The 25,586-nt window shown below is 68.4% G+C and carries 22 protein-coding genes and 2 tRNA genes; 5 read left to right on the plus strand and 19 right to left on the minus strand.

From position 1 onward, the window contains the following. Nucleotides 1-185: 185 nt before the first annotated feature. The 9 genes from rodA to PBV52_RS15350 all read right to left on the minus strand — a co-directional run bounded on the left by rodA (nucleotide 186) and on the right by PBV52_RS15350 (nucleotide 12,108). Complete coding sequence (gene rodA, locus PBV52_RS15310) at nucleotides 186-1,385, minus strand: rod shape-determining protein RodA (protein WP_274238915.1); 1,200 nt, start codon at nucleotides 1,383-1,385, stop codon at nucleotides 186-188. Further along, complete coding sequence (mrdA, locus tag PBV52_RS15315) at nucleotides 1,382-3,643, minus strand: penicillin-binding protein 2 (protein WP_274238916.1); 2,262 nt, start codon at nucleotides 3,641-3,643, stop codon at nucleotides 1,382-1,384. The genes rodA and mrdA overlap by 4 nt, the downstream gene beginning before the upstream one ends. Nucleotides 3,644-3,783: 140 nt before the next feature. Next, nucleotides 3,784-4,476: a rod shape-determining protein MreD gene (gene mreD, locus PBV52_RS15320; protein ID WP_274238917.1), complete on the minus strand. Its 693-nt coding sequence runs from the start codon at nucleotides 4,474-4,476 to the stop codon at nucleotides 3,784-3,786. A 13-nt stretch (nucleotides 4,477-4,489) separates the two neighbouring features. Further along, a complete protein-coding gene (gene mreC / locus PBV52_RS15325; protein WP_274238918.1) occupies nucleotides 4,490-5,443 on the minus strand; it encodes a rod shape-determining protein MreC in 954 nt (317 codons plus the stop codon). A 217-nt stretch (nucleotides 5,444-5,660) separates the two neighbouring features. After that, nucleotides 5,661-6,680, minus strand: coding sequence for a rod shape-determining protein (locus tag PBV52_RS15330; protein ID WP_004931372.1), 1,020 nt, complete (start codon nucleotides 6,678-6,680; stop codon nucleotides 5,661-5,663). Nucleotides 6,681-6,950: 270 nt separating this feature from the next. Next, nucleotides 6,951-7,364 carry a nucleoside-diphosphate kinase gene (gene ndk, locus PBV52_RS15335; protein ID WP_004001296.1) on the minus strand — a complete coding sequence of 138 codons (414 nt, stop codon included), beginning with the start codon at nucleotides 7,362-7,364 and terminating at the stop codon, nucleotides 6,951-6,953. Nucleotides 7,365-7,430: 66 nt separating this feature from the next. Beyond that, a complete protein-coding gene (locus PBV52_RS15340) occupies nucleotides 7,431-7,787 on the minus strand; it encodes a DUF4233 domain-containing protein (protein ID WP_274238919.1) in 357 nt (118 codons plus the stop codon). Nucleotides 7,788-7,796: 9 nt separating this feature from the next. Next, the gene (locus PBV52_RS15345; RefSeq protein WP_274238920.1) at nucleotides 7,797-9,281 is read right to left on the minus strand and encodes a folylpolyglutamate synthase/dihydrofolate synthase family protein; all 1,485 of its coding nucleotides are present in this window, start codon (nucleotides 9,279-9,281) and stop codon (nucleotides 7,797-7,799) included. 202 nt (nucleotides 9,282-9,483) lie between these two features. Continuing rightward, nucleotides 9,484-12,108 carry a valine--tRNA ligase gene (locus tag PBV52_RS15350; RefSeq protein WP_274238921.1) on the minus strand — a complete coding sequence of 875 codons (2,625 nt, stop codon included), beginning with the start codon at nucleotides 12,106-12,108 and terminating at the stop codon, nucleotides 9,484-9,486. A 136-nt stretch (nucleotides 12,109-12,244) separates the two neighbouring features. On the opposite strand from PBV52_RS15350, the gene PBV52_RS15355 reads away from it, so the two are divergent. Continuing rightward, nucleotides 12,245-13,228 carry a hypothetical protein gene (locus PBV52_RS15355; RefSeq protein WP_274238922.1) on the plus strand — a complete coding sequence of 328 codons (984 nt, stop codon included), beginning with the start codon at nucleotides 12,245-12,247 and terminating at the stop codon, nucleotides 13,226-13,228. A 90-nt stretch (nucleotides 13,229-13,318) separates the two neighbouring features. Here the strand turns inward: PBV52_RS15355 and clpX are convergent, their stop codons facing one another. The 5 genes from clpX to PBV52_RS15380 all read right to left on the minus strand — a co-directional run bounded on the left by clpX (nucleotide 13,319) and on the right by PBV52_RS15380 (nucleotide 18,095). Continuing rightward, nucleotides 13,319-14,605, minus strand: a complete 1,287-nt coding sequence (gene clpX, locus PBV52_RS15360; RefSeq protein ID WP_274238923.1) for an ATP-dependent Clp protease ATP-binding subunit ClpX — start codon at nucleotides 14,603-14,605, stop codon at nucleotides 13,319-13,321. Between the two features lie 179 nt (nucleotides 14,606-14,784). Further along, on the minus strand, nucleotides 14,785-15,465 hold the full coding sequence (locus PBV52_RS15365) for an ATP-dependent Clp protease proteolytic subunit (protein ID WP_274238924.1): 681 nt from the start codon (nucleotides 15,463-15,465) through the stop codon (nucleotides 14,785-14,787). A 50-nt stretch (nucleotides 15,466-15,515) separates the two neighbouring features. After that, nucleotides 15,516-16,121, minus strand: a complete 606-nt coding sequence (locus PBV52_RS15370; RefSeq protein ID WP_128428974.1) for an ATP-dependent Clp protease proteolytic subunit — start codon at nucleotides 16,119-16,121, stop codon at nucleotides 15,516-15,518. Nucleotides 16,122-16,414: 293 nt separating this feature from the next. Then, nucleotides 16,415-17,809 (minus strand): trigger factor, encoded by a 1,395-nt coding sequence (tig, locus tag PBV52_RS15375; RefSeq protein ID WP_274238925.1) that lies wholly within the window; start codon nucleotides 17,807-17,809, stop codon nucleotides 16,415-16,417. Nucleotides 17,810-18,018: 209 nt separating this feature from the next. Beyond that, nucleotides 18,019-18,095, minus strand: a tRNA-Pro gene (locus tag PBV52_RS15380). Nucleotides 18,096-18,260: 165 nt separating this feature from the next. On the opposite strand from PBV52_RS15380, the gene PBV52_RS15385 reads away from it, so the two are divergent. Next, nucleotides 18,261-18,331, plus strand: a tRNA-Gly gene (locus PBV52_RS15385). Nucleotides 18,332-18,340: 9 nt separating this feature from the next. On the opposite strand, the gene PBV52_RS15390 is transcribed toward PBV52_RS15385, so the two are convergent. Beyond that, nucleotides 18,341-18,769, minus strand: coding sequence for a tyrosine-type recombinase/integrase (locus PBV52_RS15390; protein ID WP_274238926.1), 429 nt, complete (start codon nucleotides 18,767-18,769; stop codon nucleotides 18,341-18,343). 372 nt (nucleotides 18,770-19,141) lie between these two features. Here PBV52_RS15390 and PBV52_RS15395 point away from each other — a divergent pair, with 372 nt between their 5' ends. Next, nucleotides 19,142-19,438, plus strand: coding sequence for a hypothetical protein (locus tag PBV52_RS15395; protein ID WP_274238927.1), 297 nt, complete (start codon nucleotides 19,142-19,144; stop codon nucleotides 19,436-19,438). Between the two features lie 126 nt (nucleotides 19,439-19,564). Here PBV52_RS15395 and PBV52_RS15400 read toward each other — a convergent pair whose 3' ends face one another. Beyond that, nucleotides 19,565-19,972 (minus strand): SseB family protein, encoded by a 408-nt coding sequence (locus PBV52_RS15400; protein ID WP_274238928.1) that lies wholly within the window; start codon nucleotides 19,970-19,972, stop codon nucleotides 19,565-19,567. 306 nt (nucleotides 19,973-20,278) lie between these two features. Between PBV52_RS15400 and PBV52_RS15405 the strand changes: the two genes are divergently transcribed. Further along, nucleotides 20,279-20,599, plus strand: coding sequence for a DUF6083 domain-containing protein (locus PBV52_RS15405; protein ID WP_274249396.1), 321 nt, complete (start codon nucleotides 20,279-20,281; stop codon nucleotides 20,597-20,599). 119 nt (nucleotides 20,600-20,718) lie between these two features. On the opposite strand, the gene PBV52_RS15410 is transcribed toward PBV52_RS15405, so the two are convergent. Together PBV52_RS15410 and PBV52_RS15415 are read right to left on the minus strand one after the other, a co-directional pair. Beyond that, nucleotides 20,719-22,863, minus strand: a complete 2,145-nt coding sequence (locus PBV52_RS15410) for a PQQ-binding-like beta-propeller repeat protein (RefSeq protein WP_274238929.1) — start codon at nucleotides 22,861-22,863, stop codon at nucleotides 20,719-20,721. A gap of 79 nt (nucleotides 22,864-22,942) precedes the next feature. After that, complete coding sequence (locus PBV52_RS15415) at nucleotides 22,943-23,137, minus strand: hypothetical protein (RefSeq protein ID WP_030044846.1); 195 nt, start codon at nucleotides 23,135-23,137, stop codon at nucleotides 22,943-22,945. Between the two features lie 539 nt (nucleotides 23,138-23,676). Here PBV52_RS15415 and PBV52_RS15420 point away from each other — a divergent pair. Then, entirely contained in the window at nucleotides 23,677-24,879 is a 1,203-nt protein-coding gene (locus PBV52_RS15420) for an acyltransferase family protein (protein ID WP_274249398.1), read from the plus strand. 43 nt (nucleotides 24,880-24,922) lie between these two features. Here PBV52_RS15420 and PBV52_RS15425 read toward each other — a convergent pair whose 3' ends face one another. After that, nucleotides 24,923-25,387, minus strand: coding sequence for an HD domain-containing protein (locus PBV52_RS15425; RefSeq protein ID WP_274238930.1), 465 nt, complete (start codon nucleotides 25,385-25,387; stop codon nucleotides 24,923-24,925). Nucleotides 25,388-25,586: the final 199 nt, after the last annotated feature.

Consider the following 25,586-nt stretch of genomic DNA (forward strand, 5'->3'; position numbering starts at 1 on the left):
CGAATCTAGTGGGAGTCACGACGTGGTGACAGGGCTTACCGGCCGTGAACCCCAGGTAAACCCACTCATCCCGTCCGGCGATGGAAGCCGAGGCCGTGCAGGCCTGAGCGGGGCCTGGCGGGCGGCCCCCTCAAGGACGCCGCCCTGGCCAACGGTCACCGCCCAACGGCCCCGCCGCCGGAGGCCTACGCGGACATCGGACGCTGCACCCGGATCGACTGCAGCAACCCCACCGCCACCCACACCGCGAACATCGACGACCCGCCGTACGACACGAACGGCAGCGGCAGGCCGGTCACCGGCATGATCCCCAGCGTCATCCCGATGTTCTCGAACGCCTGGAAGGCGAACCACGCCACGATGCCCGCCGCGACGATCGTCCCGTACAGCTCGGTCGTCTCGCGCGCGATACGGCAGGCCCGCCACAGGATCACGCCGAGGAGCAGGATGATCAGCCCGCCACCGACGAAGCCCAGCTCCTCCCCCGCCACCGTGAAGACGAAGTCGGTCTGCTGCTCCGGCACGAACTGGCCGGTCGTCTGCGAACCGTGGAACAGCCCGGAGCCCGACAGCCCGCCCGAACCGATCGCGATGCGCGCCTGGTTGGTGTTGTAGCCAACGCCCGCGGGGTCGAGGCTGGGGTTCGCGAAGGCCGCGAAGCGGGCGATCTGGTAGTCGTCCAGGACGCCCAGCTGCCAGACCGCGATGGCGCCCATCGTCCCCGCGCCGATCAGCCCGAAGACCCAGCGGTTGGAGGCCCCGGACGCGAGCAGCACGCCCAGCACGATCACCACCATCACCATGACCGAGCCGAGGTCGGGCATGAGCATCACGATCAGCATCGGTACGGCGGCCAGGCCCAGCGCCTGCACCACCGTGCGGTGGTCGGGGTACTGCCTGTCCCCCGCGTCCACTCTCGTCGCCAGCAGCATCGCCATGCCCAGGATGATCGTGACCTTCACGAACTCCGAGGGCTGGAGGGAGAAGCCGCCGGGGAGCTTGATCCAGGAGTGGGCGCCGTTGATCGTGGAGCCGAGCGGGGTGAGCACCAGCAGGATCAGGAAGACCGAGAGGCCGTACAGGATCGGCACCGCGGTGCGCAGGGTGCGGTGGCCGAGCCAGACCGTGCCGACCATCAGGGCGAGGCCGATGCCGGTGTTCAGCAGATGCCGGACCAGGAAGTAGTACTGGTCGCCCTGGTTGAGCTCGGTGCGGTTGCGGGTCGCCGAGAAGACGAGCAGCGAGCCGATCAGCGACAGGGCCGTCGCCGCCAGCAGTATCGGCCAGTCGAGCCGACGGGCGAGCGAGTCGCGGGCGAACAGGCGGGTCCAGCCCGCCCGTTCGGGCCCGTACCCGGAGACCTGGAAGCTGTTGACGCCGGTCATGTGAGCAACCTCCGGCTTCCCCGCCTGCGGCTCCTGCTACGCCTGCGCCGGGTGTCCCGGTTCTCGGCCGTGGGCGTCGCGACCGTCCCGGCGAGCTGCTGCTCGTCCGGCGCGGCCTCGTTCTTCTGAGTGGCCCGCTGCTCCTTCGCCGGGTCCTTGGAGACCTTCGGCGAGGTGATGGTCCCGTCCGTGCGGACCTTCGGCAGGCTCTTCTGCGGCGTCGGCAGCAGCGCGTTCTTCTTGTTGATCGTGCCGTCGTCGGAGACGCCGTACAGCGCGTCGTAGATGTTGCGCACGGCCGGACCCGAGGCGCCGGAACCCGTACCACCCTGGGAGATCGTCATGACGACCGTGTAGTCCTTGGTGTACGTCGCGAACCACGAGGTCGTCTGCTTGCCGTAGACCTCCGCGGTACCGGTCTTGGCGTGCATCGGGATCTTGTCCTGCGGCCAGCCGACATCGGCGAACCGCCAGGCTGCGGTACCGCGGGTGGCGACACCGGCGAGGGCGTCGTCCATCTCGGCCAGCGTCTGCCGGCTTATGGGCAGCTTGCCGTGCGACTTGGGCTTGATCTCCTGCACGCTCTTGCCGTCGGCGCTCAGGACGGCCTTGCCGACAGTGGGGTCGTACAGGGTGCCGCCGTTGGAGATGGCCGCGTAGATGGTGGCCATCTGGATGGGGGTGACGAGGGTGTCGCCCTGTCCGATGGAGTAGTTGACCGAGTCACCGGCGCGCATCCGGTTGCCTTCGAGGCAGTTCTCGTAGGCGATCTGCTCGGCGTACGAGCCGCCCTTCTTGCCGTACTTGCACCAGGCGTCCTTGTTGGCCTTCCAGTAGTCCTGCTTCCACTTGCGGTCGGGGATGCGGCCGGTGACCTCGTTGGGGAGGTCGATGCCGGTCTCCGCGCCGAGGCCGAACTGGTGGGCGGTCTTGTAGAACCAGTCCTTGGCGTTCTTCTTCGGCTTGGTGCCGCCGTCCCGCTTCCACTCCTCGTGCGCGAGGCGGTAGAAGACGGTGTCGCAGGAGACCTCCAGGGCGCGACCCAGGCTGATCGGACCGTACCCCTTGACCTCGAAGTTCTTGAAGACCTGGCCGCCGATCGAGTACGAGCTGGAGCACTGGTACGGGCCTTCGAAGGAGTAGCCCGCGTTCACGGCGGCGGCCGTCGGGACGACCTTGAAGATGGAGCCGGGCGCCGACTGGCCCTGGATCGCGCGGTTGAGCAGCGGGTAGTTGGAGGCTTTGCCGGTGAGCTTCTTGTAGTCCTTGGCGGAGATGCCGCCCACCCAGGCGTTCGGGTCGTACGTCGGGTTGGACGCCATGGCGACGATGCGGCCGGTCTTGGCCTCCATCACGACGACCGCGCCCGAGTCGGCCTTGTACCGCTCGTTGGTGTTGCGGTCCCACCCCTCGCGGGCCTTCTTCATCGCGTCGTTCAGCTCGTACTCGGCGACCCGCTGCACGCGGGCGTCGATGCTGGTGACGAGGTTGGAGCCGGCCTGAGCGGCGTCGGCCTCGGCCTGGCCGATGACCCGGCCGAGGTTGTCGACCTCGTAGCGGGTGACGCCGGCCTTGCCGCGCAGCTCCTTGTCGTACTCGCGCTCCAGGCCGGAGCGGCCGACCTGGTCGGAGCGCAGGTAGGGCGAGTCGGTGTCCTGGGCCTGCTGGAGCTCCTCGTCGGTGACCGGGGAGAGATAGCCGAGGACCTGGGCGGTGTTGGCCTCGCCGGGGCTCGGGTAGCGGCGCAGGGCCTGTGGCTCGGCGCTGATGCCGGGGAAGTCCTCGGCGCGCTCACGGATCTGCAGGGCCTGCTTGGGGGTGGCCTCGTCGGTGATGGGGATCGGCTGGTACGGCGAGCCGTTCCAGCACGGCTGCGGCGTCTCGGCGTCGCAGAGCCGGACCTTCTCCATGACCTCCTTGGGCGTCATGCCCAGCACACCGGCCAGCTTGGTGAGGACGTCCTTGCCGTCGTCCTTCATCTTCAGCAGGTCGGTACGGGAGGCGGAGACCACGAGCCGTGTCTCGTTGTCGGCGAGGGGCACTCCGCGCGCGTCCAGGATCGAGCCGCGGACGGCGGGCTGGACGACCTGCTGGACGTGGTTGCCGGACGCCTCCTTGGCGTAGGCGTCGCCCTCGCGGATCTGCAGGTACCACAGGCGCCCGCCGAGGGTGCCGAGGAGGGAGAGGACGAGGACTTGGATGACGATGAGCCGGATCTGGACGCGTGGCGTCCGGCCGGTCTCGGGGATGTTGGTCACTGCGGCTGCCTCCCCCTCTCAGTGCGAGTACCGGTGCGAGTACCAGTGCGCATACGGCTGTGTGTGTACGAGTGATGAACGAAGGGCCCGCGAGGCCGGGTTCCGGCCGGGCTCACTCGTTTCGGTGAACTCCGCTGCCCTCACAGCCGCTTGACCCCCTTGATGCGCCCGGCACGCGCCGTCCGCGCCCGCCCGGCCTTCACCTTCAGGCCGCTCTTCACCCCGCCGAGCCCGCCGCGCTGGCCGCCGATGCGCAGGCCGGTGCCGCCGGAGAGCCAGCCGGAGGAGATGCTGGGCTTCTTCGCCTGGGAGTTGGTCTCCGCGAGCGGGTCGTTCTCCGCGCGCCGGGCCAGCGCCATGATGCCGGGCACCACGAACGGCGCCAGCAGCAGGTCGTACAGCGCGGCCGTGAACAGCAGGCTGCCGAGCCCGACATGGCGAGCGGCGGTGTCGCCGACGAGGGCACCGACACCGGCGTACAGCAGAGTCGATCCGATCGCGGCGACCACCACGACCACCATCGGCCCGGTGGCCGACTTGAGCCGGCCGTTCTCCGGCTTGGCGAGCCCGGCGAGGTAGCCGATCACGCACAGCACCAGCGCATAGCGGCCGGCGGCGTGGTCGGCGGGCGGGGCGAGGTCGGCGAGCAGCCCGGCGCCGAAGCCGACGAGGGCGCCGCCGACATGGCCGTAGACCATGGCGAGGCCCAGAACGGTGAGGAGCAGCAGGTCGGGGACGGCGCCCGGGAGGTGGAGGCGGGCAAGGACGCTCACCTGGACCACCAGGGCGACGACGACCAGGGCGGAGGAGAGCAGGATCCGGTTGACGCGCATGTGGCTTCAGCTCCTACTGCTCTTGCTCGTACTGGTATTGGCCGTCGACCGGGGGCACGCCGGACGGCGTGACGGTCACCGTCACGGTGGGCGTGGGGGTCGGCTCGGGTTTGTCGGGGAGCACAGTGTCGCGTGGGTCCTTCGCGGGGGCCTGGACGACGACACCGACGATGTCGAGCTTGCTGAAGCCGACGTACGGCGTGACGTACAGGGTGCGGGTCAGGTTGCCGCCGGACGGGTCGACACGGGAGACGACTCCGACGGGGACGCCGGGCACGAAGGGCTTGTCGGCCTGGGAGCCGAAGGTGACGAGCCGGTCGCCCTTCTTCACCTCGGCCTTGCCGTTGAGGAGTTCGACGCGCAGCGGTCGGTCGCCCTGGCCGGAGGCGAAGCCGAGCTCGTCGCTGGCCTCCATGCGGGTGCCGACGGTGAAGTCGGGGTCGTTGGCGAGGAGCACGGTCGCGGTGTTCGGGCCGACGGTGGTGACCCGCCCGACCAGCCCGTCCCCGTTCAGGACGGTCATGTCGCGCTGGATGCCGTCGTTCGCGCCGGCGTCGATGGTGATCGTCCAGGAGAAGCCCTGAGCCGCTCCTATGGCGATGACCTCGGCGCCCTTGATGCCGTACTGGCCCTGCCCCGCGATCTTCAGCATCTTGTCCAGCTGCCGCAGCCGGCTGCGGTCGCGGTCGTCGCTGCCGAGCTTCGCCTTGAGGGCGGCGTTCTCCTGCTCCAGCCGGGCGAGTCGGTCGTGGCGCTCGCCGGAGTCGCGGATCGCGGCGACCGCGTTGCCGACCGGGTCGACCGCCGCGGACACGCTGTTCTCGATCGGGCCGAAAACCGTGGCGGCGGCGGATCGGGCGCCGTCGACAGGGGAATCCTCACCGCCGCGGATGTCCACCGTGATCAACGCGAACGCGATGGCGATCAGCAGCACCAGGAGCAGCCGGCTCTCTCGTGTGTCCCTCACGTGCGGCGGCCGTGCCCTTCCTCATAGGAATTGCGGAAACCCCTGGGAAACCCGAAGGGTTCTGTATACGGAGTTTGTCTGCGGAGCTTGTCTGCAGAGGTTGTATGCAGAGCTTGTATGCGGAGGTTTCGAGGCTCTTCGGGGAGCTTATGCCTCTATATCAACGATCCGCCGTACGAGAGGAGATCATCCCGTACGGCGGAATCGAAGAGTTACGTCATCTGCGCGGCTGGGCGTCCAGCACCTGCTGCAACGCCTCGAACTCCTCGACGCACTTGCCGGAGCCGAGCGCCACGCTGTCCAGCGGGTCCTCGGCGATGTGGATCGGCATGCCGGTCTCGCGGCGCAGGCGCTCGTCGAGGCCGCGCAGCAGGGCGCCGCCGCCGGTCAGAACGATTCCTCGGTCCATGATGTCGCCGGACAGCTCCGGCGGGCACTTGTCGAGGGTCGTCTTCACCGCGTCCACGATCGCGTTGACCGGTTCCTCGATGGCCTTGCGCACTTCGGCCGCGGAGATGACGACGGTCTTCGGCAGCCCGGAGACGAGGTCCCGGCCGCGGATTTCGGTGTGCTCGTCAGCGTCGAGGTCGTACGCCGAACCGATCGTGATCTTGATCTGCTCGGCCGTGCGCTCACCCAGCAGAAGGGAGTACTCCTTCTTGATGTGCTGGATGATCGCGTTGTCCAGTTCGTCGCCCGCGACGCGGATGGACTGGGCGGTGACGATGCCGCCGAGGGAGATGACCGCGACCTCCGTGGTGCCGCCGCCGATGTCGACCACCATGTTGCCCGTGGCCTCGTGGACCGGCAGGCCGGAGCCGATGGCCGCGGCCATCGGCTCCTCGATGATGTGCACCTGGCGGGCGCCGGCCTGGGACGACGCCTCGATGACGGCGCGGCGCTCGACGCCGGTGATGCCCGAGGGCACACAGACGACGACCCGCGGGCGAGCCAGATACCGCCGCTTGTGGATCTTCAGGATGAAGTAGCGGAGCATCCGCTCGGTGATCTCGAAGTCGGCGATCACGCCGTCCTTCAACGGACGTACGGCAACGATGTTGCCGGGCGTGCGCCCGATCATCTTCTTCGCTTCGGCACCGACCGCGAGGATGCCACCGGTGTTGGTGTTGATCGCGACGACGGACGGCTCGTTGAGTACGATCCCGCGACCCCTGACGTACACCAGCGTGTTGGCGGTCCCGAGGTCGACAGCCATGTCACGGCCGATGAACGACATTGAGTTCCCCATCAGGATTCGTCTGGCCTTCCTGGGAGCTTTTGATGGCTTTTCAGGTCGGCGAAGTGGGTGCTGTGACGTGAAGGCTTCCATCGTAGACGCGCCTTCGCGAACACTGCGGGAGGGTCTTCGCCATTGTCATCAGATGGCGAGTCGCCCCGCTTGTGGAGACGGGCCATCGGGGGCACTCGTTCCCTCGATCGCCGCGCATATGCACTCGGGTGTGGAGACTTCAGTCCCCACACCCTTTTTGGTCAACCGCCGCAGGCGCTACGCGCGACCCGGAAAGAAGATCTTCACCTCGCGCTCGGCGGACTCCTCGGAGTCGGAGGCGTGGATGAGGTTCTCGCGGACGATCACACCGTAGTCACCGCGGATGGAGCCCGGCGCGGCGGCGATCGGATCGGTCGGGCCGGCGAGCTGACGCAGCCCCTCGATGACCCGCTCGCCCTCGACGATCAGCGCGACGACCGGGCCCGAGGCCATGAACTCCACCAGCGGCTCGTAGAAGGGCTTGCCCTTGTGCTCGCCGTAGTGCTGCTCCAGCGTCTCCTGGTCCAGCGTGCGCAGTTCCAGCGCGGTGATCTGCCAGCCGGCCTTGCGCTCGATACGGCTGATGATCTCGCCTGTCAGGCCTCGACGGACGGCGTCGGGCTTGAGGAGGACGAGGGTGCGCTGGGTCACGGAAGGGCTCCTTCTTACTGCCGGTGGTGCGGTGGGATGAGGTTACAGGGCGTGTCCGGGCCCTTGTTACGCAGCGTCAGGGGTAGAGGAGTCGCCCTGGGCGGCGAATCTCGCCTTCGCCTCGTCGACCTTCCTGCCGAAGTGGACCGACGCCCACCACAGCGCCGCGAAGACCACGCCCAGGAAGAACATCGTCGGCACGATGAAGCCGGAGGCGATCAGCGCGATCTGCAGGGCCCAGCCGAGGGCCACGCCGCCGGGCCGGGTCACCAGGCCGCACAGCAGCACGCACAGGAACATCGCGATGCCGCTGACCGTCCACACCGTCGACATGGACAGGTCGGGATCCTTCATGGCGACCAGACCGGCGAAGCCGATGACGAAGAACTCGCCGATCAGGGTCGAGGAACAGAGCGTACGCATCTTCCGGACTCAGCCCTTCCCGAGCAGCAGCCGGGCTTCGCCGACCGTGATGACGGACCCGGTGACCAGCACGCCGCCGCCCGCGAACTCGCCCTCCTCCTCGGCCAGCGTGATCGCGGCCTCCAGGGCGTCCGGCAACCGCGGCTCGACCTGCACGCGTTCGTCACCGAAGATCTCGACGGCGATGGCGGCGAGTTCGTCGGCGTCCATGGCGCGGTGCGAGGAGTTCTGCGTGACGACGACCTCGGCGAAGATCGGCTCGAAGGCCTCCAGCAGTCCGCGCACGTTCTTGTCGCCGCTCGCGCCCACGACCCCGATCAGCCGGCTGAAGTCGAAGGCCTCCCCGATCGCCTCGGCGGTGACCCGCGCACCGGCCGGGTTGTGGGCCGCGTCCAGCACGACGGTCGGCGACCGCCGTACGACCTCCATCCGCCCCGGCGAGGCGACGGCGGCGAAGGCCTTGCGGACGGTGTCGACGTCGAGCGGCTCGGCCCGCGCGGCGCCGACGCCGAAGAACGCCTCCACGGCGGCGAGGGCGACGGCGGCGTTGTGCGCCTGGTGCGCGCCGTGCAACGGCAGATACACCTCGGTGTACTCACCGCCCAGCCCGCGCAGGGTCGCCAGCTGCCCGCCGACGGCGACCTGCCGCGACACGACCCCGAACTCCAGCCCCTCACGGGCCACGGTCGCGTCGACCTCGACGGCCTTCTTCAGCAGCACCTGAGCCGCGTCCACCGGCTGCTGGGCCATGATCACGGTGGCGTCCTGCTTGATGATGCCGGCCTTCTCACCGGCGATCTCGCCCGCAGTGGTGCCGAGGCGGTCGGTGTGGTCGAGGTCTATGGGCGTCACGACGGCGACATCACCGTCGATGACGTTCGTGGCGTCCCAGGAGCCGCCCATCCCCACTTCCACGACGGCGACATCGACGGGCGCGTCGGCGAAGGCGGCGTACGCCATGCCCGTGAGCACCTCGAAGAAGGACAGTCGGTACTCCTGCGAGGCGTCGACCATCTCGATGTACGGCTTGATGTCGTGGTACGTCTCGATGAAGCGCTCGGCGGAGATCGCGGCGCCGTCCAGGCTGATCCGCTCGGTGATCGACTGGACGTGCGGCGAGGTGTAGCGGCCGGTGCGCAGCTCGAAGGCGCCGAGGAGGGCCTCGATCATGCGGGCGGTCGACGTCTTGCCGTTGGTACCGGTGATGTGGATCGAGGGGTACGACCGCTGCGGCTCACCCAGGACGTCCATGAGCGCGGCGATGCGGCTGACGGACGGCTCCAGCTTGGTCTCGCCCCAGCGCGTCGCGAGCTCCGCCTCGACCTCGCGCAGGGCCTTGTCGACCTCGGGGTCCTCGGGACGCGCGGGCACGTCTGCCTGCGGCAGGCCGCCCTGGGTGCGCAGGGTGCGGCTGCCGGCCTCGATGACCGCGAGATCGGGGTCACGGTCGGTTTCTTCCGCGATGATCTCGTCGAAGGGGTCGCTCTCACTCACGGGGTCAGTCTACGGAGGCCGACCGACAGTGCGCCCACGGCGTGGGGTGCGTGGTGTCGTCCGGCGTCTGCGGCTGCGTCGTGGCTGGTCGCGCCCACGCGGCGGAGCCGCCGCCTGTCGACACGGCCCCGCGCCCCCAAGCGGGTCGGCGAAGGCCCCCGGAACCAAGAAGCTCCGGGGGCCTTCATCGACGTACGAACACCTACGCCTGCGGCAGGCGGTCCAGCTGTGCGGCAATCCGTGCGATGTCCTCGTCCGCCTTTGCCAGGCGGCCGCGGATCTTCTCCACGACATTGTCGGGGGCCTTCGCGAGGAACGCCTCGTTGCCGAGCTTGGCCGTGGCCTGGGCCTTCTCCTTCTCGGCCGCCGCCAGGTCCTTCGCGAGGCGCTTGCGCTCGGCCGCGACGTCGATCGCGCCGGACAGGTCGAGCGCGACCTCGGCTCCCGCCACCGGCAGCGTCGCCGTGGCCGTGAAGGCGTCGCCCTCCGGCTGGAGGCGCAGCAGCTGGCGGATGGCCGGCTCGTGCGGGGCGAGCGCCGTGCTGTCCAGGGTCAGGCGGGCCGGGACGCGCTGGCCCGGCTGCAGGCCCTGGTCGGCGCGGAAGCGGCGGACCTCGGTGATGACCTGTTGCAGAACGGCGATCTCCTGCTCGGCCGCCGCGTCCCGGAAGCCACTGTCCTTCGGCCACTCGGCGATCACGACCGACTCGCCGCCCGTGAGGGTGGTCCACAGGGTCTCCGTGACGAACGGGACCACCGGGTGCAGCAGCTTCAGGGTGACGTCGAGGACCTCGCCCAGGACGCGCTTGCTGACCTCGGCCGCCTCGCCGCCCGCCTGGAACGTCGTCTTGGACAGCTCGACGTACCAGTCGAAGACCTCGTCCCATGCGAAGTGGAAGAGCGCGTCGGACAGCTTGGCGAACTGGAAGTCGTCGTAGAACGCGTCGACTTCGGCGACGACCGAGTTCAGCCTCGACAGAATCCAGCGGTCCGTCGACGACATCGCCGCCGGCTCCGGCAGCGGGCCCTCGACCGTCGCGCCGTTCATCAGCGCGAAGCGCGTCGCGTTCCAGATCTTGTTGGCGAAGTTCCGCGAGCCCTGGACCCAGTCCTCGCCGATCGGGACGTCGACGCCGGGGTTCGCACCACGGGCGAGGGTGAACCTCAGCGCATCGCTGCCGTACTTGTCCATCCAGTCCAGCGGGTTGACCGCGTTGCCGAAGGACTTCGACATCTTCTTGCCGAACTGGTCGCGGACCATGCCGTGCAGGGCGATGGTGTGGAACGGCGGGGTCCCGTCCATCGCGTACAGGCCGAACATCATCATCCGGGCGACCCAGAAGAAGAGGATGTCGTAGCCGGTGACCAGGACGGAGTTCGGGTAGAACTTCGCGAGCGACTCGGTCTGTTCGGGCCAACCGAGCGTGGAGAACGGCCAGAGGCCGGAGGAGAACCAGGTGTCGAGGACGTCTGTGTCCTGACGCCAGCCCTCACCGCTCGGCGGCTGTTCGTCGGGGCCGACGCAGACGACCTCACCCTCCGGGCCATACCAGACCGGAATGCGGTGACCCCACCACAACTGCCGCGAAATACACCAGTCGTGGAGGTTGTCGACCCAGTCGAAGTACCGCTTCTCCATCTCCTGCGGATGGATCTTGACCTTGCCGTCGCGGACCGCGTCACCGGCGGCCTTCGCGAGCGGGCCGACCTTGACCCACCACTGCATCGACAGGCGCGGCTCGATGGTGGTCTTGCAGCGCGAGCAGTGGCCGACCGAGTGGACGTACGGCCGCTTCTCCGCGACGATCCGGCCCTCGGCGCGCAGCGCGGCGACGATGGCCGAGCGGGCCTCGAGACGGTCCAGGCCCTGGAAGGGCCCGTGCGCGGTGATGACGGCGTGCTCGTCCATGACGGTGAGGGACGGCAGGCTGTGCCGCTGGCCGATCTCGAAGTCGTTCGGGTCGTGCGCCGGGGTGACCTTGACGGCGCCGGTGCCGAACTCGGGGTCGACGTGCTCGTCGGCGACGACGGGGATACGGCGGCCGGTGAGCGGCAGCTCGATGTCACGGCCGACGAGGTGGAGGTACCGCTCGTCCTCCGGGTGGACGGCGATGGCGGTGTCGCCGAGCATCGTCTCCGCGCGGGTCGTCGCCACGACGATGGAGTCGTCGCCCTCGCCGTAGCGGATGGAGACGAGCTCGCCGTCGTCGTCCTGGTACTCCACCTCGATGTCCGAGATGGCGGTCAGGCAGCGCGGGCACCAGTTGATGATGCGCTCGGCGCGATAGATCAGCTCGTCGTCGTAGAGCCGCTTGAAGATGGTCTGGACTGCCTGGGACAGCCCCTCGTCCATGGTGAAGCGCTCACGCGACCACGCGACGCCGTCACCGAGGCGGCGCATCTGCCCGCTGATCTGCCCGCCGGACTCGGCCTTCCACTGCCAGACCCGCTCGACGAAGGCCTCACGGCCCAGGTCGTGCCGGGACTTGCCCTCCTTGCCGAGCTCGCGCTCGACGACGTTCTGCGTGGCGATACCGGCGTGGTCCATGCCGGGCTGCCACAGCGTCTCATAACCCTGCATGCGCTTACGGCGCGTGAGGGCGTCGATGAGGGTGTGCTCGAAGGCGTGCCCGAGGTGCAGGCTGCCCGTGACGTTCGGCGGCGGGATGACGATGGTGTACGGCGGCTTGTCGCTCTTCTCGTCCGCCTCGAAGTAACCCCGCTCTACCCAGCGCTCGTACAGCGGCCCCTCTACATCGGCCGGCGCGTACTGGGTCGGCAGTTCGGTGTCGGGCGCTGGTGGCTGCTGCTGAGCGTTCTCGGTCACCCGCTCAGTTTAGGGGTGTCCCGGGCGTGTCCCGAAACGCGTTTGTTCTGTAACGGTGGGCACCCCGGTGCCGTGCGTCCCCTGTGTTTGCGCCAGGATGTCGTGAACGCATAAGCATCTGGAGGGGAACCCAGAAATGAGCTACAACCAGCCGGGCCCGTACGGCGGGCAGCCCCAGCAGCCCGGTCCGTACGGCCAGCCAGGTCCGTACGGCCAGCAGCCGCAGGCGCCCCAGCCCGGCTACGGCTACCCCCAGCAGGCCCCTCCGGCCCAGCCCCAGCCCGGATACGGCTACCCGCAGCAGCCGCCACAGGGCGTCCCGCCCCAGCAGCCCTACGGCCAGCAGCCCCCGTACGGTCAGCAGCCGCCCTACGGCCAGGCCCCGTACGGGATGCCGCAGCCGCCGGCGCCGGGTGGCGGCAACAAGAAGACCGGCCTGATCATCGGCGCGGTGGCCGTCGTGGCGGCGATCGGCGTCGGGGCATACTTCGTGATCGGTGGGGGCGGCGGCGCGGGCAGCCTTGAGGACGACGGCGCGCACAAGCTGGCGACGCCTCAGAAGCTGCTCAGCGACTACACGCGAATCGGCAACGAGGGGCAGTCGTCCAGCGGCGACTCGGCGTCGGAGCTGGAGAAGAGCGGCGTCAAGAACGGCACCGACGTGACCGGTGCCTATTCGACCGCGGACCTCTCGAGTTACGACCCCAGCGACCCGAACAGCACCACGCCCGATCTGGGCGAGTTGGCGAAGGCCAAGAACATCTATTTCGCGGGCGCCTACGGCGAGATCGCCGACCCGGAGAAGGCTCTGGACGCGTTCTTCGCGTCCTTCAAGAAGTCCGCCGAGGAGGACTCCTCCTCCGGCAGCAGCAGCGCCCCGAAGACCGAACTGGTCGGCGAGCCCGAGTCCGCCGACCTCGACGGCGCGGTCATGAAGTGCCAGTCGACCAAGGGCCAGAACCTGATGACCAAGCAGGAGCAGACCAACTGGTTCTGCGCCTGGGCCGACTACAGCACCATCGCCCTGGTGTCGCCGACTGACGCCACGACGGGCATCACCAAGGACGTAGCCATCGACATCACCACGAAGGTGCGCGCGGAGGTCCGCGTCAAGGCCTGACGCCCGGCTCGTCAACTGCGAATGCGAAGGGGCCCCGGTCGGTCGACCGGGGCCCCTTCGTGCGTCTGTCGCGATACGTCAGCCGCGCGGCTACGCCGTCTTCTGCTCGCCAGGCCCGCGCCCCCGCGCATCCCGCGGGATCAGCGTCGGGTTCACGTTCGAGTGAACGACGTCCGCCGTGATGACGACCCGGGCGACGTCCTTGCGGGACGGTACCTCGTACATCACCGACATCAGGACCTCCTCCATGATGGCGCGCAGGCCGCGCGCGCCGGTCTGGCGGAGGATGGCCTGGTCGGCGATGGCCTCCAGGGCCTCGCGCTCGAAGTCGAGCTCCACGCCGTCCAGTTCGAAGAGGCGCTGGTACTGCTTCACCAGCGCGTTGCGCGGCTCGACGAGGATCTGGAGCAGGGCCTCGCGGTCGAGGTTGTGGACCGAGGTGATGACGGGGAGGCGGCCGATGAACTCGGGGATCATGCCGAACTTGACCAGGTCCTCGGGCATGACGTCCTCGAACTGGTCCTTGGCCTCCAGCTCGCGCTTGGAGCGGATCGTCGCGCCGAAGCCGATGCCCTTGGCGCCTGCCCGGGACTCGATGAGCTTCTCCAGGCCCGCGAAGGCACCGCCCACGATGAACAGGACGTTCGTCGTGTCGATCTGGATGAACTCCTGGTGCGGGTGCTTGCGGCCGCCCTGGGGCGGGACCGAGGCCGTCGTGCCTTCCAGGATCTTCAGCAGGGCCTGCTGGACGCCCTCACCGCTGACGTCCCGCGTGATCGACGGATTTTCACTCTTCCGCGCGACCTTGTCGATCTCGTCGATGTAGATGATCCCGGTCTCGGCCTTCTTGACGTCGTAGTCGGCCGCCTGGATCAGCTTCAGCAGGATGTTCTCGACGTCCTCGCCGACGTAGCCCGCCTCTGTCAGCGCCGTCGCGTCGGCGATGGCGAACGGGACGTTCAGCATGCGCGCCAGGGTCTGCGCGAGCAGCGTCTTGCCGGAGCCCGTGGGGCCCAGCAGCAGGATGTTGGACTTCGCCAACTCGATGGCGTCCTCGCGGCTTTGACCGCCGCCGTTCTCGCCGGCCTGAACGCGCTTGTAGTGGTTGTAGACGGCGACGGAGAGGGCCTTCTTCGCCGCCTCCTGGCCGACCACGTAGCCCTCGAGGAACTCGTAGATCTCGCGCGGCTTGGGCAGTTCCTCCCAGCGGACCTCACTGGTCTCCGCGAGCTCTTCCTCGATGATCTCGTTGCAGAGATCGATGCACTCGTCGCAGATGTACACACCAGGGCCTGCGATGAGCTTCTTGACCTGCTTCTGGCTCTTGCCGCAGAACGAGCACTTGAGCAGATCGCCGCCGTCACCGATGCGTGCCACGGTGTGCTTCCCCTTCGCCTGGGAGACGCCTGGACGTTTTCGAATCCAGCGGCTCCTGGTGCTGCCTTATGTCGACGGTACCTTGCCTGGCCCCCCGTTCGGGCCCCCCTTGGCGCGGTTCACTTTGACGTGCACCGTCCCAAACCGTGCCAAGGGGCAGCAGACATTACCCGTCCGCGTCAGCGAACGTCGGCGTTGTTCATCTTCCGGGTGGAGATGATCTGGTCGATCAGCCCGTACGACAGCGCGTCCTCGGCCGTGAGGATCTTGTCGCGCTCGATGTCCTCGCGGATCTTCTCGATCGGCGTGGTGGAGTGCTTGGCCAGCATCTCCTCCAGCTGCGCGCGCATCCGGAGGATCTCGTTGGCGGCGATCTCCAGGTCGGAGACCTGACCGCGGCCGGTCTCACTGTACGGCTGGTGGATCAGCACACGCGCGTTGGGCAGCGCCATGCGCTTGCCGGGCGTGCCGGCGGCCAGCAGGATGGCCGCGGCGGACGCCGCCTGGCCCATGCAGACCGTCTGGATGTCCGGCTTCACGAACTGCATCGTGTCGTAGATGGCCGTGAGCGCGGTGAAGGAGCCGCCCGGGCTGTTGATGTAGACCGAGATGTCACGGTCGGGGTCCATCGACTCCAGGCACAGCAGCTGCGCCATGACGTCGTTGGCGGAGGCGTCGTCGATCTGCACGCCGAGGAAGATCACGCGCTCCTCGAAGAGCTTCGCGTACGGGTCGTACTCGCGAATGCCCTGCGAGGTGCGCTCGACGAAGCGCGGGATGACGTACCGGGACTCGGCCACGGGGCCCGCGTACTCGGCGCGCGTGCGGTCGTACAGGCCGTTGCCGGGGAAGTCGTTCACTGTCTGTCTCCTAGGGGCTGAGGCGGTCGGCTGGGGGCTGTCCTGGGGCCTCAGGCCCCGGTGCCGCCGCCACCCGGCATACCGGCGGCCGTTTCCATCACGTCGTCGATGAGGCCGTACTCCTTGGCCTCGTGGGCGTCGAACCAGCGGTCGCGGTCCGAGTCCCGGGTGATCTGCTCGATCGTCTGACCGGTGTGCTGCGCTGTGAGCTCGGCCATGCGCTTCTTGGTGTGCAGCAGCCGCTCGGCGTGGATCTTGATGTCGGAGGCCGAGCCGGCCAGGCCCGCGGAGGGCTGGTGGATCAGGATCTCGGCGTTCGGCAGCGCGAAGCGCTTGCCGGGGGTGCCCGCGCTGAGCAGGAACTGGCCCATCGAGGCGGCGAGGCCCATGGCGATGGTCACCACGTCGTTCTTGATGTACTGCATGGTGTCGTAGATCGCCATGCCGGCCGTGATCGAGCCGCCGGGGCTGTTGATGTAGAGGTAGATGTCCTTTTCCGGGTCAGCGGCAAGGAGCAGCAGCTGCGCGGTGATCTTGTTCGCGATGTCGTCGTCGACCGGCTGGCCGAGGAAGATGATCCGCTCGTTGAGCAGCCGGTTGTAGACCTGGTCGCCGAGGCCACCACCGATGGAAGGCTCGCCGGCGGCGGAGGGCATCAGATTCGTCACGTATCCACCTGCTCGTCTTACGACGGCGCCGGGCCGTCTTACGTCTTCTGCGGGCAACGGGGGCTCCCCTGCCCTCATATTCATGGACCCTAACGCGCAGGCCGGGCAGTGCCATCCCGGTTCCGTGAGTGTTCGCCGGGGGCGTAGAGCCTCCGGCGGGCGGCCGCCGCATATCGATACGGCCCCGCGCCCCTTCAGCGGCGATGCACAGCCGTACGACAGAAGGGCCCCGGGATTGTGCATCCCAGGGCCCTTCCTACGAGCTACAAGGCGCCGTGGGCTCAGCCCTCGGTCTTCTCCTCGGCGGCCTCGTCGGCGGTGCCCTCGGCGGCCTCCACCGTCTCCGTGGCCTGCTCGACCTCGTCCTCGTCGTCCAGGTCGATGACCTCGCCGTTGGTGTCCTTGACCGTGGCCTTCTCGACCACGACGGCCAGGGCCTTGCCGCGGGCGACCTCGCCGACCAGGAGCGGAACCTGGCCGCCCTCGACGACCGCCTGGGCGAACTGGTCGGGGGACATGCCGGAGGAAGCGGCGCGGCGCATGAGGTGCTCGGTGAGCTCCTCCTGGTTGACGTTCAGCTTCTCCTGCTTGACGAGCTCGTCGAGGACGAACTGCGTCTTGATGCCCTTGACCGCGGCTTCCTTGGTCTCGGCGTCGAACTCCTCGACCGTCTTGCCCTGGATCTCGAGGTACTTCTCGAGGTCGAGGCCCATCTGGCCGAGCTGGTGGTGCTCGAGGTTGTGCTTACGGGTGTTGATCTCGTCCTCGAGCAGCTTCTCGGGGACGGGCACCTCGACCAGCTCCAGCAGCTTCTCCAGGACGCGCTCCTGGGCCTGCGTGGCCTGGTCGTACTGCTTCATGTTCTCGAGGCGCTTGCGGCTGTCGGCCTTGAGCTCGTCGAGGGTGTCGAACTCGGAGGCGAGCTGCGCGAACTCGTCGTCCAGCTCGGGCAGTTCGCGCGCGGCGACCTGGGTGACCTTGACGGTGACCTCGGCCTCCTTGCCGGCCGCCGAGCCGCCCTTGAGCTCGGAGGTGAACGTGGCCTCGGCCCCGGCCTCCAGGCCCTTCACGGCGTCGTCGATGCCGTCCAGCAGCTCGCCGGAGCCGATGGTGTAGGAGATGCCCTCGGCGACGCCGTCCTCCAGAACCTCGCCCTCGACCTTGGCCTGCAGGTCGAGGGTGACGACGTCGCCGTCCTCGGCGGCGCGCTCGACCGGGGAGGTCGACGCGAAGCGCTCGCGCAGCTGCTCGACCGACTTCTCGATGTCCTCGTCGGTGACCTCGACGGCGTCGACCTCGACCTCGATGCCGGAGTAGTCCGGGATCTCGATGGTCGGGCGGACGTCGACCTCGGCGGTGAAGTTCAGCGTCTCGCCGTCCTTCAGCTCGGTGATGTCGACCTCGGGCTGGCCCAGGACGTTGAGCTCGGCCTCGTTGACCGCCTCGGTGTAGAACTTCGGAAGCGCGTCGTTGACCGCCTCCTCCAGGACCGCACCGCGGCCGAACCGCTGGTCGATGACGCGGGCCGGGATCTTGCCCTTGCGGAAGCCCTTCACCGTGACCTGCTGGTTGATCTTCTTGTACGCCGCGTCGAGGCTGTCCTTGAGCTCCTCGAAGGGCACCTCGACAGTGAGCCGAACCCGGGTCGGGTTCAGGGTCTCCACGGCGCTCTTCACGGTTCGGTCTCCTTGTGGCTGACTTCTTGGGTTCTGCCGGAGCCAGACTGGTCCGGCGGATTCGCCGCCCGGAGGACCTCGTGACTTCGTACGGAGAGACACACGGGCGTGCAGCTTGCATAGTAACGGCAGCGGGGACACGCCCCAAAGGCGATCAAGGGACGCGATCACCCGAGGTCGTCGCGCGTGTGGCCGGTGTGGACCGGTCGTGGTCGGGGTGGCGGGATTTGAACCCACGGCCTTCCGCTCCCAAAGCGGACGCGCTACCAAGCTGCGCCACACCCCGTGTTGGTGCGACACGTAGGGTACATGCCCGCAGGCAGTGGGGCCGCCGCATTTCGCCGGCACCGGTCGCGGTCCCGGGCGGGTGGCAATGGGGTGTGCGTCGAGGGGGCGTGACCCGCTACGATGCCTGCAGTGCCGCGGTCACCTGACCTGCGGCGCGTCCTGTGCGGGCGTAGCTCAATGGTAGAGCCCTAGTCTTCCAAACTAGCTACGCGGGTTCGATTCCCGTCGCCCGCTCTGTACAGCTCAGGGCCAGGTCAGAGGGTGATTCCTCGACCTGGCCCTGATCGTTTTCGGGGGCTCCGATCGCTCCGCCGTGTCCCCTGCGTGCCCCTTCGGCTTTCGATCTTGCTTCTTCTTGGGCTTGCGCTTCTTCTTGCGTCCCTTGTCGACCAGGTTGCTCAACGCCTTGGCGATCAGCCGATCGCGGTCGGCGCCGGCGTGCTGGTAAATCAGCCCGGCCCGAGCGGTGCTATGGCCCATCCGCGACATCAGCTCTCGCGTACTGGCCCCCGTCGACGCGGCGAGGGTGTTGCCTGTATGCCGAAGATCATGGAAGTGCAAGCCCTTGATCCCGGCGTCCTCGCAGGGCTTGCGCCACGGCCGGTTGAAGTGATTCCGGCGCGGAGTCGCACCCTTGGCGCCGACGGGGCTGTATCGCGTCGGCGAGGTCATACACCTCCTGCACGGTTGCAGTAGGCCGCTCGGGTGTGTGCACGGTGCTCGCGCCCTTGATCGTGCACGGGTTGCACCTGATCATCCGGTCGGCGACGGCCGTGCCCATGATCGCGCGCAGCAAGGCGTAGGCCTTGGCGACGGTCGTCGGGCCGGTGCCGGACGTGAGGGGGTCAGTTCGCGCTCTGTGATCCAGGCGGCGGCGTATGGGCCGAACGGCAGCTTCCCGGCGTCAGGGTCGTGCCAGTCTCCGCGCCGCAGCTCTGTCTGCTTGTCGGCAAGCCAGTTGTCCGCGTCCGTCTTGGTGCGGAAGGTCTCGGGAGCGGGCCGGAGCTGACTGTTCCCCCGTGCCCGCGGGCAGAGCCCTCCCTCATGACGACCTTCCCCACTGTCGCGTACAGCACCATTGCAGCAGGCGGTGAAGGGCGCGGGCCGGCACGAGTCATGGCCGCGTTCGGCATCGGGTTGACCATGGTGTGGCTCTTCGTTGGTGACCGGCACCTCAAATTCTGCCAAGCGATCTATCAACGTATCCGGGCGAGGCTCCCCGATGTCGAGGCCACTGAGGCGGTCTGTCGCAGGCCAGGGCCCACCACGTTGCCGTTCATCGTCTACAGCCTGCCTGCGCTGGCCGCAGTGATGTGGATCGTCCTGCTCGTCATCACTTAGGGCGTTTCTGATGGGACTCCACCGACCGCGCCGTGAAGCCAGCCGTTCACCCAATCCGCCCGGTTCCTGAATGGGAGTGCTGGAGCCTGGCTCGCGGAGTTCGAAGCAGCCGTACGGACTTGGCGATCACACGAGGCAGCGACCGAGCAGCCACCGCGCCCTATGCGCGGGCAGGGTCAGCTCGTCCTCGTCCCCGGCGTCGATCACCAGCAGCACCTCATCACTCGGCCAGCGAGAGGCCAGGTCCCGCAGGGTGACAGGCCTGTAGCAAGGCACCTGAGGAAAGGCTCTGCGTAGCCGTTCCTCCGAGGTGAAGACCATGACCGCGGCGGCGTCATGGGCACTTTCGATCACCGGCAGCACAAGCCGGACAAGTTCACTGTGGTCACGCGTGTATCGGATCCCGCCGATCGCAGGGATCAGCACGTCACAGCCGGCCAGCGCTTCCAGCGCCGGCAGGTCCACCGCGGTGGACAGGTCTTGCAGAGCCTTCCGCGCCACCGATTCGAAGACCTCTGCCGGGATCTCAGTCATAGCGCCGCACCCTTTTACACAGAGCCAGTCCCCAACGACGGATTGTCAAGGTCCGACTACCCGCGATCGGTCCGATCATGCGGTGAGTCCACGCACGAGCAACCTACGTGATCACCGAACGAGGCCGAATCGCCACCTACTGCGATCCGGCCAGATTCACGCACACTCGAACACATGGGGGCATTGAGGGATCAAGAGTGGTTATGCCATCACTGCGGTGAGGCACGCCCAACTGTGTGCGATCGAGGCCGAATCGACCTCATGGCGAGACTCTGCGAGTCGTGCTGGAACACCCTCGCGAACGAGATGGCCGAACTCGATGGAGCCGCAGCCGCACCAAGGCCCGAACCTGATCCCGACGACGTGTCATGGATCGAGCCGCCAACCTGCCCCAAGTGCAGCGCCCCGGTTCGTGTCTACCCAACCAATTACGACCGGTGGGTGAGCCTCGCCATGGTGGAGTTGCCCGCCAAAGACGTCCCAGAGCCCTTCCGCTGGCGTTTGACGAAGCTCCCGGGCCGATCCTCCATCACCACCGATATCGTGGCTGTACGGGTCCGTGGAGTCGATCCACTACCGAGTGAACCCGTCGTGCCGGCACACAGCATGATGTGCGTGCCCGACTGAAGCGAGCCCAAGCGGCCCCGGAGCGCATCAGGAATGCCCAGGTCAATGTTCCTCCAGGTGAGCCGGCATCCACATACGCGATCTTCCAGACCAGCTACGCGGGTTCGATTCCCGTCGTTTCACAGGGTGCGTACGTCCACGGTGTAGACGGAGCGGATGCCGTACGGGATGTAGAGGGCGTCGCCGACGAGGACGAGGGGGGCGCTGGTGGCGCCCACGAAGTCGAGGAGGCCGCTGTCGTCGCGGCCCGGGCTGGTCGCGACGACGCTGCCGGTGCGCCGGTCGATGGCGGCGAGGCGGCCGCTGGGGGACGCCAGGTACAGGCGGGTGGCGGACGCGGCCGGGGCGCCCGACTTCTCCACCGTGGAGTCGGTCTTCCAGAGCTGGCGCCCCGTGCCCGGGTCGACCGCGCGGACGCTGCCGCCGGGGAGGGTGAAGTACAGGGTGCCGCCCACGAGGTAGACGGCCGATTGCTCGGGCTGGGCTGGAGAGAGCCGTACGGTCGTCAGGACGTGTGACTTGGCGTTGACCAGGGTCACGGTGCGGTGGATGCCGAGCGCGCTCACCAGCACGAGGCGTCCGTCCACCTGTCCGGCGAGATCCTGATCGCCCTTTGCCTTCACGGTCCAGTTGGGCCGTCCGGTGGTCGGGTCGAGTTGCGCGATGCTCGTCGAGGTGATTTCGGTGCCGGTGAAGTGCGCGCAGACCAGGTACGGGTGCCGGGCAGCGCTGCGCAGCAGGCAGGGCTGCTCCCCCGGGTTGGGCAGCGGGCGCTTCCAGCGGACCTTGCCGTCCTCGGCGTCGAGCAGGGCGTAGAGCTTCGACTCGTTGCCGTAGGTGGTGATGATGCCGGCGGGTACGGCGGTGGAGGCGCCCCGTTCGCTGTTCGGTTCCGTGGCCGCGTCGCCGTCGCCGGTGACGGTCTTCCAGATCACCTTGCCGGATTCGGCGTCGAGGGCCTGGACCGTGTAGCGGGTCCGGGACAGCCCTTCATCGCCGACGGGCCGGTCGTCGGCGCCGTAGACGTACACCCGGCCGCTGCGGGCGGTGATGATCGTGCCCCCGGAGCTGCCGCCGAGGTCGTCCGCCGTCTCGTCGATGGGCCGGGCCCAGGTGTTGCGGCCGTCGGCGAGGGCGAAGCGGGTCGCCATGACGTCGTCGCCGGCACACACCAGGGACCTGCCGGTGGCGGCGCAGCGGTTGAACGGGTTGCTGGCGCCCACCGGCTCCTTGTCGACGCTGGGGTCCTTCGACTTCTTGCGCCAGTTCTGCCAGCCGGTCGGCAGGTCGCCCGGGGCGGTGTCGTCACCGCCTGTGACGGCGAACGTGGTCGCGGTGACGGCGGTGAGGAGGGCGGCGCCCAGCGCGGTGGCCAGCCACAGGCGCCTGCGACGCTTCGGCCGTTGTGCGGGAGGGGTCTCCGCGGGCGCCGGCTCCGGCCTCGGCTCGGGGACATGGCCGTCGCGCAGCAGCCCCAGCAACTCGTCCGGCGTCGGGCGGGACTTGGGGTGCTTTTCCAGGCAGAGGCGGACGAAGGGGAGGAAATCGGGCGGGACGTCGTCGAGTTCCGGGGTGCCGTCGACGACGCGTACGGCCGTCTCGTAGGGGCTCGGGCTGTCGAACGGGCCGTGGCCGGTGGCGGCGTACGCGACGACCGAGCCGAGGGAGAAGACGTCGGCGGCCGGGCCCACGTCCTGAGGGGAGGAGAACTGTTCCGGGGACATGTAGGGCGGGGTGCCCATCACGCGGCCGGTCTGGGTGAGAACGTCCTGGGCCGCGAACTCGGCGGCGCGGGAGATGCCGAAGTCGATGACGCGGGGGCCGTCCTCGGCGAGCATCACATTGGCCGGTTTCAGGTCACGGTGGACCATGCCGGCGCGGTGGATGTCCCGCAGGGCCTCGGCGAGGCCGGCGGCGAGTTCACGCAACCTCGGCAGCGGCAGGGGGCCGTGGCGGCGGACGTGGCTGCCGAGGTCCTCGCCCGGGATGTAGAGCGTGGCCATCCAGGGGCGCGGCGCGTCGGCGTCCGCGTCCACGACGGGGGCCGTGAAGGCGCCGCTGACCTGGCGGGCGGCGGCCACCTCGCGACGGAAACGGGTGCGGAACTCGTCGTCGTCGGCGTACTGGGCGTGCACGACCTTGAGGGCGAGGCGACGCCCGGAGGCGGAGCGCGCCAGGTAGACCACGCCCATGCCACCGGAGCCGAGGCGGTCCTCGATCCGGTAGCCGCCCACCTCCGACGGGTCGGTCTCGCGCAGCGCCATTCCGTACGTTCCCCCGTTCCGTACCGTTCGACGATCACGAACGAGGGTATCCGTAACCTTCCGAGCCGCCCCGCGGACCCTAGAACTGGATCGAGTTGATCGTCTCGGCTATCGAGTTGAGGAACCGCTGGATGTCGTCGGCCATGCCGGTCGAGGCGAGGAAGAAGCCGAACAGCACGGCGACGACGGCGGGGCCGGCCTTCAGGGATCCGCCACGGATCAACACCACCAAAATGATCGCCAACAGCAACACCACTGACAGCGAAATGGCCACAACAGATCACACCCTCGGTCGGTCCGCTCTCCCGGCCCGGGGATGCACCCCTCGCACCCCCGCCAGAACCATCGTGCCACCAACCGGGCCCCGCTATGCGGCACGTGACGTTTCGTTCGCCACACCTGTGCCGGATCTGTGCGGACCCTCCGCCCCCACCGACCTCTCACGTCGTGCCCGTACAGCATTTCGAGGAGACACCCGCGCAGGGAATTCGGCGGGATCGTTTCCATTGGCACACAACGTGTTCGCGGGTATTTCGAATTCTGCGCACCCTGATCATTCCACCGGAGTCAGCTCCTGCATATATGCACCTCTTAGTCCGGATGAATCCGGACAAGACGGGTGTCCAACAGGTGTCCTGCAGGTGCATGTTCGTCGTACACGTGCGGTCGAGCGCAATAACCAGGAATGACCTGGCGGGTTTTACGAAATCACACAGACAACGCTAGGGTGCCTCAGATGTTCCACGCTGCCTCGTCCCCCGCATGCGCAGCAAGGTCCTGGACCGACTCCCCCGGCTTCCGGCGGGAGGGTCTGTGACGGACTCGCTGCGACCGCACGGCCACACCAGAGCGCCACTCCCCCCGGCACAGTCGCCGGCGGACGGAGTGCCGAGTCCGCGCTCACCGCAGAGCCAGAAGACTCAGGCGCACAACAGACCAGCGTCCAGCGGTGCCAAGCAGCGCGACGCGTTCTTCGACAACGCCAAGTACCTGGCGATCGTGCTCGTCGCCATAGGCCACGCCTGGGAGCCGATCAAGGGCGACAGCCGGATCCTGGAGGCCGTGTACACCGTCGTGTACACCTTCCACATGCCGGCGTTCATCATCATCTCCGGCTTCTTCTCGCGCAGTTTCGACGCCAGCCCGAACCGGCTGAAGCGCCTGATCACCGGCGTCGCGGTGCCGTACATCGTCTTCGAGACGGCCTATCCGCTCTTCAAGCGCTGGATCGACGAGGACCCGAGCCAGGACATCAGTCTCCTGGACCCGTGGTACCTGACGTGGTTCCTGTGCGCGCTGTTCATCTGGCGGATGACCACCCCCATCTGGAAGATGGTGCGCTGGCCGCTGCCGCTCGCGCTCGGCCTCGCCATGGCGGCGACGGTCGCGCCGGAGATCGGCGACGACCTGGACCTGCAGCGGGTGCTGCAGTTCCTGCCGTACTTCGTGCTGGGCCTGATCATGAAGCCCGAGCACTTCCACATGGTGCGCACGCGCACGGTGCGGATCCTGTCCGTGCCGGTGGGCGCGGTGGCGCTGGCCTTCGGCTGGTGGGCGGTGCCGCGCATGAACACCGCGTGGTTCTACCACCGTGACGCCGCGCAGGAGCTGCACGCCCCGTGGTGGAGCGGGCCGGTCATGGTGCTGGCGATGTTCGGCTGCTCGCTGCTGCTGACGGCCTGCTTCTTCGCCTGGGTGCCGCGCCGCCACATGTGGTTCACGGCGCTCGGTGCGGGGACGCTGTACGGCTATCTGCTGCACGGCTTCGTCGTGAAGGCCGGGGACTACCAGGGCTGGTTCGACCACGCCTGGCTGCAGCGCCCGCTCGGCGAGATCTTCGTCACCGTCTGCGCGGCCGTCGGTGTCACGCTGCTGTGCACCAAGCCCGTGCAGCGGGTGTTCCGGTTCGCGATGGAGCCCAAGATGGACTGGGCGTTCAAGCGGGACGCGGCGGAGCTGGCCCGTGAGCGTGAGAAGCGCGAGGGTGCGGCCATGCGCGAGAAGGTCAACGCCTGACGCCTGAGCCGACTTGGAGCGTTCCCGTTCCCCTCGTGGGACGTCACTCGCCTACCAGACCGAGAAGTGCGCGCATCCGTGCGTACTTCTCGGTCAGTCGTTTGCGGGTGGCCTCGTCGAGGACCGCGAGGCGGGCCGGGTTCGCGTTGTGCGCCAGGTCCGCTTCCTTCACCAGCAGTGCGCCCTCGGTGGCGAGGATGCGTGCGGCGTAGGCCTCGGGCGGCTCTCCGGGCCGTTTGGTGACCGCCAGCACGATGTCCTTCGTGCGACGGCTCAGTGCGGCTTCTTCCAGTCGGCGTTCGGTCAGCGCGTCGTCCTCCACGGCGTCGTGCAGCCAGGCCGCCGCGATCTGCTCTTCGTCGCCGCCGCGCGCGCGTACGCCTTCGGCGACGGCCCTCAGGTGCTCGGCGTAGGGCCGTCCGGCCTTGTCGGTCTGGGTCGCGTGGGCGGCGCGGGCGATGGCCTCCACGTCGGTGAGGGACAGCAGGGGTCGGTCAGTCTCGGTCACCCGTCCAGTGTCTCGCCCCCGCCGCCCCTACCCGTCCCATCCCCCAGGGGCGCTGCCCCTTCCACCCCGGTCCCTGGGGGCCTGCGGCCCCCAGACCCCCGCTTCGGCCCTGAACGGGCCTCGTCCTCAAACTCCCCCAGAGGGGGCACCCCCAGGCGGGCTGAATGATGCCGACCGGCGCCGGGAAGCGAGCGCCGAC

It is taken from the genome of Streptomyces sp. T12 (assembly GCF_028736035.1).
Taxonomy (GTDB): domain Bacteria; phylum Actinomycetota; class Actinomycetes; order Streptomycetales; family Streptomycetaceae; genus Streptomyces.